Source organism: Labedella endophytica (assembly GCF_003990045.1).
Classification (GTDB): domain Bacteria; phylum Actinomycetota; class Actinomycetes; order Actinomycetales; family Microbacteriaceae; genus Labedella; species Labedella endophytica.
In genome coordinates, this window is the sequence record NZ_RZGZ01000002.1 from 1,596,028 (window position 1) to 1,610,184 (window position 14,157).

Here is a 14,157-nt window from a genome sequence, read left to right on the forward strand (position 1 = left end):
ACCGTCGGCCCCTTCGCCGTGTAACACCCGGCGCCGCGGGAACATGTCCTGAGTATGAGCCCACCCACCACGGATCGGGAACGCGCCGCGCGCTTCTCCACCCTGTACGACGACGCCTACCTCGACGTCCTCCGATTCGCCCGACGCCGTTCCCCTCCCGACCTCGCGGAGGACATCGTCCACGAGGCCTTCCTCGTGGCCTGGCGCCGCTTCGACGACATGCCCACGACGCACGACGCCGCGCGTGCCTGGCTCTTCGGGGTCGCTCGTCACTGCCTCCTCAACGATCGTCGCGCGCGCGAACGCTATGAACGGCTGGGCGTCGCCATCGCAGAGGCCGCGGCGGCGGGTGATGAACGGACCGACGTCACCGACCTCCGGCTCGACCTCGCCAGCGCCTGGCCCCTCCTCACCCCGGAGCAGCAGGAGGTGTTGTCCCTCGCCACGTGGGAGGCCCTCCCCGCCGGAGACGCGAGCCGCGTCCTCGGCATCTCCACCGCCGCATACCGGGTTCGCCTCCATCGGGCTCGTGCCTCGTTGCGGAGGCATCTCGACCACCCCCGGCTCTCCCCCGCCTCCGGCACCGCCGTCGAGACCAGCAGAACGGAACTCCCCGCATGACGAACGACACCATCACCCGCGCCCTCGCCGGTCTCGACCCCGCACCCGGGTTCGTGCTCGACGACACGGCCCGTCGACGCGCCGACGCTCGCCGCGAGCAGATCATCGCCTCCGACCCCGCCACCCCCACCGCTCCCGGGGCCACACCGCGACCTCGCTCATCGCGCCGTCGCTCATGGATCGCCGCCACCGCCGCAGCGGCGGCCGTCTCGATCGGCGGTGCCCTCGTCGTGGGGGCGCTCGCACCCTCCGACGCCGCCTACGCCTCGTGGACGGCGACGCCCGCTTCCCTCGACGTCGCGGAACGCGACCTCGCCGCCACAGCGTGCCTCGATGCGAGCGGCCAGGCCGACGCCGACACCGTGCTCGCCGAGCGTCGGGGGGAGTGGATCGCCGTCGCCGCGGTCGCGGACGGATCCACACACATCGCGTGTCTCGTCCACCTGCCGACCGGCACGACCGACCCCGGCTCGCCGATGTGGGCCATGAGCGGGGGCGAGGGGGCCGTCCCCGTCGGCGATGAGATCACCGGGGGCTCCCTGGCGGAATTCGCCGGCCGCAGCTTCCCCGGAATCGAGGCCTCACCGACCGTGTCGTTCACGATCGGCGACGTCGGGCCGGACGTGGAGGGTGTGGACATCACGACCCCCGACGGGGACCTCGTGCACGCGACCGTCCAGGACGGCCGGTATCTGGCCTGGTGGCCCGGCAGCGTCTTCGTCCCGGGAGACGGCGACGACATGACGACCGTCCTCGACGTCGACTACCGCGTGACGCTCACCGACGGCACCGTGCTGGACGATGCCCGGCCGATCGTGCCGGAATAGGCGACCACCCGCCGGTGACCGGCGTCCTCGCTACCGCTCGTCGGCCGCGCCACCGCCCACCACGTCGTCCAGCAGCCGCTGGGCGATGAGGTGGCGGACGCGGCCGGCCGCGGCGAGCGCATCCGGGACGACAGCGGCGAGGCCCGTGCCCGAGAGCCAGCCGCCCGTGACGTCGAGGTCGCCGATCGCGAGGATGCGCTCGCGGAGCTGCTCCGACCGGGCACGCTGACCGATGACGGCACCCGGCACGGCGTTCGCCCAGGTGGTGCGGCGCGACTCGACGACGGTCGATGGGTCGAGCTCGATCCCGAGCATCGTCGAGAGGTCACGGATCGCGATCTCCACGAGGGCCGGATCGTCGAGGTGCGCGACCGTGTTCTCGCCGGCTTTGCCGAACGAGACGCGGAGCACGTGACGATGCGGCGCGACCGCGCGCGCCTGCTCCGCGAGCCACGGCCACTTCGCGGTCGCGTGCGTCATCGCCTTCGCGGTGAGACCGGCGCCAGGCGCCACGAGCATGCCCGTCCCGCGGGGGTGGGCGTCGAGCCGCTCGTCGTCGAGCACGAGCGTCACGAGGTCCACACGCGGCGGGTCGACGGGGACGACGTCGGAGAGCGCGGGTTCCAGTTCCGCGAGGAGCGCGAGCGCCGGTGCCTCGGGCACCGCGACGATGACGTAGTCGGCGTGGATCGCGCTCGGGCCGGCGTCGTTCTCGGGATCCCTGAGCCCGTCGACGGGCTCAGGGAGCGGCGTGGTCGGATTCCCAGAACCCGAGTCGTCCGGGGTCGCATCGGTGACGGTCACCATCCAGCCGTCGTCCGTGCGGCGGAGCGTCTCCACCGGAGCGTTCCGCCGGATCTCGACTCCATCGGCTCCCTCGAGCTCGGCGATGAGCGCGTCGACGAGCGCCGACATGCCGCCTGCGATCCCCTCGACGTTCGACCCCGCGCGCGACGCGGCGCGCATCGACGCGACGGCGCCGGAGAGCGAACCGGTGCGGGTCAGGGCCTTGTTGAGCCCGGGGGCTGCGAAGGTCACGTCGAGCGCCTCGGGATCGGACGAGTAGACGCCCATCGTCACGGGGGCGACGAGGTTGTCCCGAACCGCCCGGCCCATCCTGCGCGACACGAGCGCGCCGAGATCGTGCACACGACCGACGCTGAGCACCGGGATGACCCGGTCGAGGTAGGCGCGCAGGGCGCCGCGCCACCCGATCACGGCGCGCACGTCCTCCGCGAACGGGTTCGAGGGGATTCCGACGATCCCCGCCTTCGGCAGCGGCGCGAAGACCCCCGTGGACGCGGCCACCCACGCGCCCGCCGGATTCGGCGTCACGATACGGTCGCCGAGGCCCACGCTCTCCGCGAGCGCGCGCACCGTTCCGCCGCGCGTCGCGTAGCTCTCCGCGCCGACCTCGACGGGGATCCCGCCGATCTCCTCTGAGCGCAACGCCCCGCCGAGCCGGTCGGAGCCCTCCAGCACGGTGACCCGCAGCCCCACCCGCGCGCAGTCGAGGGCGGCGACGAGTCCCGCCATGCCTCCGCCGATGACGACGACGTGCAGCGGCTCGAGGGAGGACGACGCCGAGGCCGCGGCGGTCATCCGGCCGAGCGGTCGTGCGAGTAGCCGTGCACGAACTCCACGACGCGGCTGAGCACGTCGGGATCGGTCTCGGGCGGCACGCCGTGGCCGAGGTTCAGGACGTGGGACGGCGCGCTCCGGCCACGCTCGAGCACGTCGACGATGTGCGCCTCGAGCACGTCCCACGGGGCCGAGAGGAGTGCGGGATCGACGTTGCCCTGGACGGGCACGAGTCCGCCGAGGCGACGGTTCGCCTCGTCGAGGGGGATGCGGTAGTCCACACCGACCGCGTCGGCCCCGATGTCGTGCATCGCCTTCAGGAGCTCGCCGGTGCCGACGCCGAAGTGGATGAGCGGGACCGACTGCGCGGGTCCCCCGTCGACGGGCTCGACATGGAGCGCACGGACGCGCTCGAGCGCCGCGGCGGACGCGGGCGCCACGAAGTTCGTGTAGTCGGCGAGGGAGAGCGCGCCGGCCCAGGAGTCGAAGAGCTGCGCGGCTGAGGCACCGGAGAGCACCTGCGCCTCGAGGAAGCGGCCCGTGATGTCCGCGGTCCACGCCATGAGCTTCGCCCAGGCCGCGGGGTCCGCGTGCATCAGGGTGCGCGCGTGGATGTGGTCCTTCGAGGGGCCGCCCTCCACGAGGTAGGCCGCGAGGGTGAAGGGGGCACCGGCGAAACCGATGAGGGGCGTATCGCCGTGGTCGGCGGCGAGCCCGGCGACGGTGAGGCGCACGGCCTCGCGCACGGGCTCGAGCGCCTCGTCGAGGACCGCGGGATCGAGGGACGTGAGCTCGTCCACGTCGGCGGCGGTGCGCACGGCCTTCCCGAGCACCGGTCCCTTGCCGGCCACGATCTCCACGTCCACTCCCACGAGCTTCAGCGGTACGACGATGTCGGAGAAGAAGATGGCGGCGTCCGTGTGGTGGCGTCGGATCGGCTGGAGCGTGATCTCGCTCGCGAGGTGCGGGGTGAGGCACACGTCGAGCATGCGGGTGCCCACGCGCAGCTCGCGGTACTCCGGGAGGGAACGGCCCGCCTGGCGCATGAACCACACGGGGGTCACGTCGGGGCGGTCGCCGCGGTAGGCGCGGACGAGCCGCGACGCACTCGTGCGGCCGGAGACGAGGGGGTGGTTCTGGTCGAGCTTCACCCCTCCATCCTCCCATCCCGGGCCTGGACGACGCCCGCGTGGAACCGGCGGACCCCACGGTGTTCGACGCACCGTAGAATGGAGGGGTGCTGATCTGTCTGACGGCGAATCACAAGAACGCCAGCTTCGACCTCCTCGAGAGGCTCGCTGTCGACCCGGGCACCATCGCTCAGCGCATCACCGGCCACGACGAGAGCCTCGCCGGCGCCGTCGTCGTCGCCACCTGCAACCGCTTCGAGGCGTACATCGACGTGGACGAGCCCGCCGACGGATTCGAGCAGCGTGCGCTCGAGGCCACGGTCGACGCCATCCGCCGCTCCACCGATCTCGAGAGCGACGAGCTCACGGGCACGCTCGACATGCACGTCGGCCGTGGCGCGGCCGAGCACCTCTTCGCCGTCGCGTCCGGACTTGAATCCGTCGTCGTCGGAGAGGGCGAGATCGCCGGCCAGGTGCGGCGGGCCCTCGAGCGCGCTCGCGCCGCCGGTACCACGTCCTCCGACCTCGAGCGGGCGTTCCAGCGGGCGTCGCAGACCTCTCGCGGCGTCAAGAACAGCACACCGATCGGTCGCGCCGGCCGCTCGCTCGTGCGCCTCGCCCTCGACCTCGCGGAGTCGCGCGTCGAGGACTGGAGCGCCGTGCGCGTACTCCTCGTGGGGACGGGCGCCTACGCGGGGGCGAGCCTCGCCGCCATCGCCGATCGCGGCGCGACCGACATCGGCGTCTACTCCCCCTCCGGTCGCGGTGAGCGCTTCGCCGCGCGGCACGGCATCCGCCTCGTCGAGCAGGCCGACTTCGCCAGGGAGGCCGCGATCTCGGGCCTCGTCGTCACGTGCACGACCGCGTCCGGCTCCGTGCTGGACGCCGGGATCCTCGAAGCGGGCCGCCGTGAGATCGGTGGTTCCCACCCGCACGTCGCGAACCCGCCGACCGCCGCCGTCACGATCGTGGACGACGAGACGGAGCGGACCGTCGCGGCCGTCGTCGTGGAGCACGACGACGCGTCGCCGGCGGCCGCGCGTCACGCCGCCCCCGTGAGTCGTGCCGGCGAGGCGACCGATCCGAGCGCCGAGGAGTGCCCCGTGCACACCGGTCGCCAGCTCGTGATCGACCTCGGCCTGCCACGTAACGTCGACCCCTCCGTCGCGACCGTGCACGGCGTGGAACTGCTCGACCTCGAGACCATCCGGATCCATGCTCCCCTCGAGGAGCTGCAGGCCACGGACGACGCGCGCCGCATCGTCAGCCGCGCGGCCGAGAAGTACACGACCGTGACGGACGAGATCACCCTGACCCCCGCCGTGATCGCGTTGCGTCAGCACGTGTTCGGCATCCTCGACGCCGAGATCGACCGCGCCCGTTCGCGGGGCGACGACGACGGTCGCACCGAGCAGGCCCTCCGTCACCTCGCCGGCGTCCTCCTGCACACGCCGATGGTGCGGGCGCGCGACGCCGCGCACGCCGGCGACCACGAGCGCTACGTCGATGCGCTCGACGCCCTCTTCGGCATCGACGCGAGCATGTCGCTCGAGTCGCGCGCGCAGGGCCAGTCCCCGTCCGCCGCCGGCGACACCGCCTGAGAACCGCTCCCGGAGCCGCCCTCCGGGTCCTCCCACCCGCTCCCTTCCGTCGAGCGCTACAGGGATCGACGAACGCGCCAGGAATTCGTGTAGCGCTCGGCGGAAGCTGCAGCGCTCGTGACGGACTCGTGGGGCCGCCGGTGAAACGACGGAGCGCCCCCCGCGATGGCGAGAGGCGCTCCGTGTTCCGGTGAGGGAACGATTACATGTCGCTGTACATGTCCATCGACGCGCTGCCTGCTGCGGCGAGGACGATGATCGCGATGATGCTGATCACGATCGAGAGCGCGCTGATGATGATGCCGGCGAGGGCGAGGCCACGGCCCTGCTCACCCGTCTGCTTGATCTGCTTGAGCGCGATGATGCCGAGGATGAGGCCGGCGAGCGAGAAGACGAACGCACCCACGAGCGACAGGATCGCGAGGAGGTTGGTCTTCGACGACTGCGGCTGCTGGCCGTAGCCCTGCGCGGCGCCGTTGTTCTGGTACGGCTGCGCGGGCTGGTAGGACGGGGGGTTCGACGCGTTGGGGTCGGACATGGGTGTCTCCTTCGATGGGGGATTCCGGTCAAGCGTGGCATTCCTCACGAAATGCTGTCAACGCGCCCGAATGGGTGGTAGTACCCATGCTAGGGGTCTACCGTTCCGCTCCCTGACCAGGTCTCCCGTCGATCCGCTCCTCACGCACCCCCTCTCCGTGGGTCACTGCGAGTCGGACGACCTACGCCCCAGACCGCTCTCCTCGGCGCTCAGGCCCCGCGCAGACGCTGGGCGAGGTAGCCGAAGAGGGTGTCGATCGGCACGCGTTCCTGCTGCATCGTGTCGCGGTCGCGCACGGTCACGGCGTTGTCCTCGAGCGAGTCGAAGTCGACCGTGACGCAGAAGGGGGTACCGATCTCGTCCTGGCGCCGGTAACGTCGTCCGATCGCCCCGGAGTCGTCGAAGTCCACGTTCCACTGATCGCGCAGTTCGGCGGCGACCTGGCGGGCCAGCGGCGACAGCGCCTCGTTGCGGCTGAGGGGCAGAACGGCCACCTTCACGGGCGCCAGACGCGGGTCGAGCTTCAGCACCGTGCGCTTGTCGGTGCCGCCCTTCGCGTTCGGCACCTCCTCCTCCACGTAGGCGTCGACGAGGAAGGCCATGAGCGAGCGCGTGAGGCCGGCCGCCGGCTCGATGACGTAGGGGACCCAGCGCTCGTTCTTCGTCTGGTCGAAGTACGACAGGTCCTTGCCCGAATGCTTCGCGTGCGTCGTGAGGTCGAAGTCCGTCCGGTTGGCGACGCCCTCGAGCTCGCCCCACTCGCTGCCGGTGAAACCGAACTTGTACTCGATGTCGACGGTGCGCTTCGAGTAGTGGGAGAGCTTCTCCTGCGGGTGCTCGAAGAGCCGGAGGTTCTCCGGGTCGATGCCGAGATCGGTGTACCAGTTCATCCGATAGTCGATCCAGTGCTGGTGCCATTCCTCGTCCGTGCCGGGCTCGACGAAGAACTCGAGCTCCATCTGCTCGAACTCACGCGTACGGAAGATGAAGTTTCCCGGCGTGATCTCGTTGCGGAAGGACTTGCCGATCTGGCCGACTCCGAACGGCGGCTTGACGCGCGCCGACTGCAGCACGTTGGCGAAGTTCACGAAGATGCCCTGGGCCGTCTCGGGGCGCAGATAGTGGAGGCCGGACTCGTCCTCCACGGGGCCGAGGTGGGTCTTCAGCATCATGTTGAAGTCGCGGGGCGGGGTCCACTCGCCGCGGTTGCCGCAGTTGGGGCAGACGATGTCGAGCATGCCGTTCTCGGGCGAGCGGCCCTTCTTCTCCTCGAACGCCTCGATGAGGTGGTCCTCGCGGAACCGCTTGTGGCAGTTGAGGCACTCGACGAGCGGGTCGGTGAAGACGCCGACGTGGCCCGAGGCGACCCACACCTGGCGGGGCAGGATGACGGAGGAGTCGAGGCCGACGACGTCGTCGCGACGCGTGACCATGTACTTCCACCACTGCTTCTTGATGTTCTCCTTGAGCTCCACGCCGAGGGGCCCGTAGTCCCACGCGGAGCGAGAACCGCCGTAGATCTCTCCCGCCTGGAAGACGAACCCGCGGTGGCGGGCGAGGGCGATGACCGAATCGAGGCGGCTGGCTGAGGCCACGGGAGAACTCCTGAAAATCTGTGTGTGGTCGTGCCGCGGCCGGATCGCCGGGCAGTCTTACCGTCCAGTTTAGGGGCCGGGGCGGCACGCGGAGGGGCCGCCTCCGCCCACCCAGAGGGCTACTCCCGATCGAGGGCGCCATGTAGGGCTACCGCCCTCGGTACCGATCTGGCGCCCTCGGTGCCTGCCGTGGCGAAATCCCGCGACGATTCGTCGCGACTAGCCTGAAGAAATGCCCGACCCCGGACGCGCGCTGCCCGACATCCTCGTGGCGGCTCTCGCGCTCGTGCGGGACCGCCGCGTGCTCATGGTGACCGCGCGCGCCCGCGACGTCCTCTACATGCCGGGCGGGAAGATCGATCCCGGCGAGACGGCGGCGGAGGCCGCCGTACGCGAGAGCCTCGAGGAGGTCGCCGTGCGGGTGAGCCCCACGAGCGTGCGCGAGCTGTTCACCGTCGTCACGCAGGCGCACGGCGAGCCGGACGGCCGGCTCGTCCGCATGGCCGTGTTCGCCGGCGAGACCGATGACGAGCCGCGCCCGTCCTCCGAGATCGACGCGATCCACTGGGTGGACTCCGCTGCCGCCGACCGTTGCCCGCCGGCCGGCCGCGCCGTCCTGGCCCGCCTCGTCGCCCTCGAACTCATCGACTGACGACTCCCGAGCGAGGGCGCTCGTGCGGCTCGAGGGCGCCACGTCCCCCAGGCGCCCTCGCACCCGATCTGTAGCCCTCGACCCGCTCCTGTCCAGCCCCGGCCCCGTGTCGGAAGGGCCGCCTAGACTCGGGCGCATGGGGAGAGCGGAACCGCGTCGGACGTTGGGCGCGAGCGGCAACCGCGTCGTGCGAGGGATAGCCCTCCTCGGGTGGTTCACTGTGGACTACCTCATCGCCGGGGTCATCCATGTGCAGGCGCTGTTCTCCCGTTCCGCCCCCGCCCGATACCGGCGGGGCGACGCGGACAAGCCGACCGTCGTGCTCATCCCGGGCGTGTACGAGACGTGGCTCTTCATGAAACCCATCGCCGATCTGCTCAACGAGCGCGGCTACCCGGTAGCCGTCGTGAGCGGACTCGGTTACAACCGCAGACCCGTCGTCGACACCTCGAAGAGGCTCGCGAGGGCGCTCTCCCAGCGCACCGTCCGGGAACCCGGCCGGATCATCGTCGCTCACAGCAAGGGTGGGCTCGTGGGCAAGCACCTCCTGCTCACGAGCGGACCCGAGCTCGACGTGCGCGCCATGGTCGCGGTGTGCACGCCGTTCGCGGGGTCGCGGTGGGCGCGCTGGCTGCTCGATCCGAGCCTCCGGGCGTTCCTGCCCACCGACTCGACGATCGTCGAGCTGTCGAAGCAGGCCGACGTCAATGCACGCATCGTCTCCGTCTACCCGCCCGTGGACCAGCACGTCCCGGACGGGAGTCAGCTCGCCGGGGCGACGAACGTCGAGATCCCCGTACCCGGTCACTTCCGCCTGCTCAGTCACCCGCTGGGCCTCGAGGCCGTGCTCGCCGGCGTCGAGCAGCTCGTGGCGCAGACGTCTTCGACCCCGGACGACGCCGCCCCTGCACCGGAGGAGAACGCGCCCGACGCGAGCGAGGTCGACGTCTCCTAGAGGGACCGCCCACGCCGGTCCCCATCCACCGATCGGTGGATGGGGAGGACAACCGGTGCACGGCTGCCGCTCGAGAAGCGTCGGGAGGAGAGTATGGGCATGACACCTCCCGACAGCGCGGTCAGCGTCCGCGACCTGCGCAAGACCTACGGCTCCGTCGATGCTCTGCACGACGTGAGCTTCGACATCGCCCGCGGCGAGACCTTCGCCCTCCTCGGCCCGAACGGCGCCGGGAAGAGCACGACGATCGAGATCCTCGAGGGCTACCGCGACCGCACCGGCGGGGCGGCCGAGGTGCTCGGCGTCGACCCCGGTCGGGGCGGCACGGACTGGAAGGCGCGGCTCGGCATCGTCCTGCAGTCCACCGGTGAGAGCGGCAGCGCGACCGTCCGCGAGCAGCTCACGCACTTCGCCGGGTTCTACCCGAACCCGCGGAACGTGGACGAGGTCATCGAGGCCGTCGGGCTCCAGGAGAAGCAGAAGACGCTCATCCGGAAGCTCTCGGGAGGTCAGCGCCGCCGGATCGACGTGGCCCTCGGCATCATCGGCAACCCGGAGCTGCTCTTTCTCGACGAGCCCACGACGGGCTTCGACCCCGAGGCCCGTCGTCAGTTCTGGCAGCTCATCCTCGCCCTGAAGGACGAGGGTACGACGATCCTCCTCACCACTCACTACCTCGACGAGGCCGCCCGACTGAGCGATCGCGCCGGCATCATCGCGGGCGGTTCGTTGATCGAGGTCGGCGCCATCGACGAGATCGGAGGGGCCGAGGCACGCACGCCCGTCGTGCGTTGGATCGAGGACGGTGTCGCCCGCTCCGAGCGCACGACGGAACCCTCGCGTCTGGTGGCCGAGCTCGTCGACCGCCACGGCGGCGCGGAGGTCCCTCAACTCGAGGTCGTGCGTCCCAGCCTCGAGGACGTCTACCTCGAGCTCGTGGAGCGGTTCGACTCGAGCGCGCGGGACGCGGCCTCGCTCCACGCAGCCGCGCTCGACACGACCCCGAACGGAGGGGTGCGATGATCGCCACGACCGTCCGGCTCGGCGTCAGCCGCATCGGCAACGAGGTGCGCTCCTACTTCCGGCAGGGCGACTCGGTCTTCTTCACGTTCCTCTTCCCGCTCCTCATGCTCACGATCTTCTCCACGGCGTTCAGCGCGCAGAGCTTCGGGACCGACGACAACGGCGACAGCCTGAGCGCCGCCTCCTACTATCTCCCGGGCATGCTCGCGGCCGGCCTCCTGCTCAGCGGCGTGCAGAATCTCGCGATCGACATCGCTGTGGAGCGCGGTGACGGGACGCTCAAGCGCCTCGCCGGCACGCCCCTGCCGGTGGTGAGCTACTTCATCGGCAAGCTCGGGCAGGTGCTCGTCACCGGGGCGGCGCAGGCCGTGCTGCTGCTCGTCGTGGCGCGCGTCGTCTTCGGAGTGGACCTCCCGACGACCGCGGCCGCCTGGTCCACGTTCGCCTGGGTCTTCCTGCTCGGGGTCACCACGTCGGCCGTGCTCGGCATCGCGCTCAGCCGCATCCCCCGGACCGGGAAGAGCGCGACCGCCGTGATCATCCCCATCACCCTCGTCCTGCAATTCATCTCGGGCGTCTACCTCGCGTTCACGGATCTGCCGACGTGGCTGCAGAACGTGGCGAGTGTCTTCCCCCTCAAGTGGATGGCCCAGGGCATGCGATCGGTGTTCCTCCCGTCGGGCTTCGAACGACTCGAGCAGGGAGAGGTCTGGAACCTCGGCGGCGTCGCCCTCGTCACCGGCCTGTGGCTCGTGGTCGGTCTCGTGATCTGCCGCGTCACCTTCCGCTGGATCCGCAAGGATGGCTGAATGATGAACACACGCGGGTGGGATGTCGCGGTGCTCGTCGCCGCGGTGGTGTTGAGCGCACTCCTCGTCGCCAACCGTGTTCCCGGTGCGGAGCTCGTGGGCGGGCTCGTCGCCGTCGCCGCCCTCGTCGCCGTGTGGTTCGTGGTCGGTCGCCGAGGTGACGAGAGCCCGACGGCGCTGACGTCGATGGTGCTGCTCATCGTGCTCGGCGGGGTCGCGACCGCGATCAGCCCGCCGCTCGCGACGATGCAGGCGATCCTCTTCCCGCTCCTCTGGTTCCTCTCGCGCACGACGCAGCGGGCCGTCGTCGGGAGCCTGCTGCTCGCCCTCAGCGTGGGGATCGGCTACGTCGCCGGCCTCGGATGGTCGACGGACTTCCTGCTCGAGATCGTCGTGATCGAGCTGATCTCGTTGTGCGGCAACTTCGCCATCGGGTTCTGGATCACGCGGATCTCGGTCGAGAGCGCCGAGCGGCGTCGCCTCCTCGAGGAGCTCGGCCGGACCCAGGATCTGCTCGCCGCTGCAAGCCGCGAGTCCGGGATGGTCAGCGAGCGCGAGCGGCTGTCGCGGGAGCTGCACGACACGATCGCGCAGGACCTGACGGGGCTCGTCCTGCTCACCCAGCGGGTGCGGCGCGAGGTTCTAGCCGGTGATCCGATGATCGGTGAGACCCTCGAGCTGCTCGAGGACAGTGCACGGTCGACCCTGGCGGAGACACGGGCACTCGTCGCGTCGAGCGCTCCGGTCGCCCTCGCGGACGGGGGCATCGTCGCGGCCCTCGAGCGTCTCGCGGGCCGCATTCAGCGCGAGACGGGCATCGTCGTGACGGTGGCGGTGGTCGACGGGGCGGCCGGCGCCCCGCCGGCCGCCGCGGGCGGGGCCGGGGCCGGGACTCGCGATTCCGTCGCACACGGATCCGTCGCGGGCGGCCTCGGACGCGACGAGGAGGTCGTGCTGCTGCGTTGCGCCCAGGAGGCGCTCGCGAACGTGCGGCGCCACGCGGGGGCGACGACCGCGTCGGTCACCCTCCGCGTCGACGAACACGCCGCGACACTCGAGGTCGTGGACGACGGGAGGGGCTTCGACGCGAACGCCGAGCGGACGGGCTTCGGGCTCGACGGGCTCGCCGACCGGCTGACGCTCGGCGGGGGCGCTCTCAGGATCACGTCCGCGCCGGGTCGGGGAACGCTCCTCTCGGCCTCTCTCCCGCGAACGCGGGTGGACGCGTGATCCGCGTGCTCGTGGCGGACGACCACCCGATCGTGCGCGGCGGCATCATCGCGCTCCTCACGGCGGCCCATGACATCGAAGTGGTGGGCGAGAGCGCCGACGGGCTGTCCGCCGTCGCGGAGGCGATCCGGCTCGCGCCCGACGTGGTGCTCATGGATCTGCGGATGCCGGGACTCAATGGGGACGAGGCGACGGGCCGCATCCTGAGTGCGGCACCCGGGGTGCGGGTCATCATCCTGACTACCTACGAGACGGACGCGAACATCCTCACCGCCATGGAGGCGGGAGCGAGCGGGTATCTCCTGAAGGCGGCGCCGCAGGAGGAGATCCTGGCGGGGGTGCGGTCCGTCGCTCGCGGCGAGGTGGCGCTGTCGCCGTCGATCGCCGCGACCCTCGTGCGGCGCGTGGGGCGACCCTCCGTGACGTTGAGCCCGCGAGAGACCGAGGTGCTGCGTCTCGTCGCCGACGGTCTCAGCAATCCCGAGATCGCCAAACGACTCTTCCTCGGCGAAGCGACCGTGAAGACCCACCTCCTGCACGCCTTCGAGAAGCTCGAGGTGAACGACCGGACTCGAGCCGTGACCCGCGCGATGGAGCTCGGGCTGCTCGCGCACTAGCCGCACTAGCCGCCCAGCGCCCAGCGCCCAGCGCCCAGCGCCCAGCGCCCAGCGCCCACAATCATCTCTCATCTCGTTCCGGGGCGGGTGGTCTCGAGCGGCTCTTCGTGGCGTGGGTCCATTCCCAATGCCCAGGTCCGCGGACGTGGGGGACTCCGTCCGGCATGGATAGCTCCCAGGGGCCTTTGTCGATGCTCTGATGGTGCCCCCAACACAGGAGGACCCCGTTGTCGGTGTGGGTCGGACCCCCGTCTCGCCAGGGGATCACGTGGTGGACTTCGCACCATCCGGCGGGGGCGGTGCAGCCGGGGATGACGCATCCGCCGTCTCGGGCGTTGATCGCGCGCCGCTGGGAGGGGGTGAAGCACCGCTGCGTGGACCCGAGCGACAAGACTCGGCCTTTCTCGTTGAAGGTGACCTGTTGCATGCCGCGGGAGTCGATCAGGCGCTCGATCGCGTCGACGGAGAGTGGGGTGTCCGTTCCGTCGATCGCACCGACGCCGACCCCGGCGTCGAGCGCGGCCTGTGTGACGGTGACCGTGATCGCCGGGGCCGACCCGGCGAGCTCGGGGGCGTCCTTGACGCGGGCGGCGGCGCTGAGGATGTCCGCGAGGGTGTCGTGCCGCTTTTGCTGCGGCAGCCGGTCATCGACGTGCTCGACAAACGAGTCCGGATCAGGGAAGGAGACTCTCCGAACGTGGGCGTCGACGAGTCGCTTCAGCGACGCCCCGACCTCCAACGTGAGTAGTCCGTGCACGGGAATCATCCCGTCCCGGTTCTCCCGTCCGATGACCAGCTTCCGCTTCCGCCGCGCGACCTCCTCACGGGGGAGGACCCCGTCCGGGTCGATCGCCTCGACGAACAGCTGTGCCTGTCCGCGGACGAGGTCCGCACGTAGCGGCGGGTGATGCTGCGTCCCCGCGGCGAGCTCCACAAGAGACTCCTCCGCCTGCCGGAGCACGGCCGCATCCACGCGTG

At 70.9% G+C, this 14,157-nt stretch carries 14 protein-coding genes; 9 read left to right on the forward strand and 5 right to left on the reverse strand.

Annotated elements, in window-relative coordinates:
- Window positions 1-54: 54 nt before the first annotated feature.
- Together ELQ94_RS10950 and ELQ94_RS10955 are read left to right on the forward strand one after the other, a co-directional pair.
- Window positions 55-621 (forward strand): RNA polymerase sigma factor, encoded by a 567-nt coding sequence (locus tag ELQ94_RS10950; RefSeq protein ID WP_127049987.1) that lies wholly within the window; start codon window positions 55-57, stop codon window positions 619-621.
- Window positions 618-1,448 (forward strand): hypothetical protein, encoded by an 831-nt coding sequence (locus ELQ94_RS10955; protein WP_127049989.1) that lies wholly within the window; start codon window positions 618-620, stop codon window positions 1,446-1,448. The genes ELQ94_RS10950 and ELQ94_RS10955 overlap by 4 nt, the downstream gene beginning before the upstream one ends.
- 30 nt (window positions 1,449-1,478) lie before the next feature.
- On the opposite strand, the gene hemG is transcribed toward ELQ94_RS10955, so the two are convergent.
- A complete protein-coding gene (hemG, locus tag ELQ94_RS10960) occupies window positions 1,479-3,050 on the reverse strand; it encodes a protoporphyrinogen oxidase (RefSeq protein ID WP_127049991.1) in 1,572 nt (523 codons plus the stop codon).
- Entirely contained in the window at window positions 3,047-4,180 is a 1,134-nt protein-coding gene (hemE, locus tag ELQ94_RS10965) for a uroporphyrinogen decarboxylase (protein WP_127049993.1), read from the reverse strand. The genes hemG and hemE overlap by 4 nt, the downstream gene beginning before the upstream one ends.
- A gap of 86 nt (window positions 4,181-4,266) precedes the next feature.
- On the opposite strand from hemE, the gene ELQ94_RS10970 reads away from it, so the two are divergent.
- On the forward strand, window positions 4,267-5,760 hold the full coding sequence (locus ELQ94_RS10970) for a glutamyl-tRNA reductase (protein WP_127049995.1): 1,494 nt from the start codon (window positions 4,267-4,269) through the stop codon (window positions 5,758-5,760).
- Between the two features lie 202 nt (window positions 5,761-5,962).
- On the opposite strand, the gene ELQ94_RS10975 is transcribed toward ELQ94_RS10970, so the two are convergent.
- A complete protein-coding gene (locus ELQ94_RS10975) occupies window positions 5,963-6,298 on the reverse strand; it encodes a DUF4190 domain-containing protein (protein WP_127049997.1) in 336 nt (111 codons plus the stop codon).
- 209 nt (window positions 6,299-6,507) lie between these two features.
- A complete protein-coding gene (locus ELQ94_RS10980) occupies window positions 6,508-7,893 on the reverse strand; it encodes a glycine--tRNA ligase (protein WP_127049999.1) in 1,386 nt (461 codons plus the stop codon).
- Between the two features lie 232 nt (window positions 7,894-8,125).
- Here ELQ94_RS10980 and ELQ94_RS10985 point away from each other — a divergent pair, with 232 nt between their 5' ends.
- The 6 genes from ELQ94_RS10985 to ELQ94_RS11010 all read left to right on the forward strand — a co-directional run bounded on the left by ELQ94_RS10985 (window position 8,126) and on the right by ELQ94_RS11010 (window position 13,179).
- The gene (locus ELQ94_RS10985; RefSeq protein ID WP_127050001.1) at window positions 8,126-8,545 is read left to right on the forward strand and encodes an NUDIX hydrolase; all 420 of its coding nucleotides are present in this window, start codon (window positions 8,126-8,128) and stop codon (window positions 8,543-8,545) included.
- Between the two features lie 136 nt (window positions 8,546-8,681).
- The gene (locus ELQ94_RS10990; protein WP_127050003.1) at window positions 8,682-9,500 is read left to right on the forward strand and encodes an esterase/lipase family protein; all 819 of its coding nucleotides are present in this window, start codon (window positions 8,682-8,684) and stop codon (window positions 9,498-9,500) included.
- Window positions 9,501-9,593: 93 nt separating this feature from the next.
- On the forward strand, window positions 9,594-10,523 hold the full coding sequence (locus ELQ94_RS10995) for an ABC transporter ATP-binding protein (protein WP_424977174.1): 930 nt from the start codon (window positions 9,594-9,596) through the stop codon (window positions 10,521-10,523).
- A complete protein-coding gene (locus ELQ94_RS11000; RefSeq protein ID WP_127050007.1) occupies window positions 10,520-11,332 on the forward strand; it encodes an ABC transporter permease in 813 nt (270 codons plus the stop codon). Before ELQ94_RS10995 ends, ELQ94_RS11000 begins: the two co-directional genes overlap by 4 nt.
- Entirely contained in the window at window positions 11,333-12,562 is a 1,230-nt protein-coding gene (locus ELQ94_RS11005; RefSeq protein WP_127050009.1) for a sensor histidine kinase, read from the forward strand.
- Window positions 12,559-13,179, forward strand: coding sequence for a response regulator (locus ELQ94_RS11010; RefSeq protein WP_127050011.1), 621 nt, complete (start codon window positions 12,559-12,561; stop codon window positions 13,177-13,179). Before ELQ94_RS11005 ends, ELQ94_RS11010 begins: the two co-directional genes overlap by 4 nt.
- 61 nt (window positions 13,180-13,240) lie before the next feature.
- Here ELQ94_RS11010 and ELQ94_RS11015 read toward each other — a convergent pair.
- The coding region (locus ELQ94_RS11015) for an HNH endonuclease signature motif containing protein (RefSeq protein WP_133447506.1) at window positions 13,241-14,157 on the reverse strand (917 nt) is incomplete at its 5' end.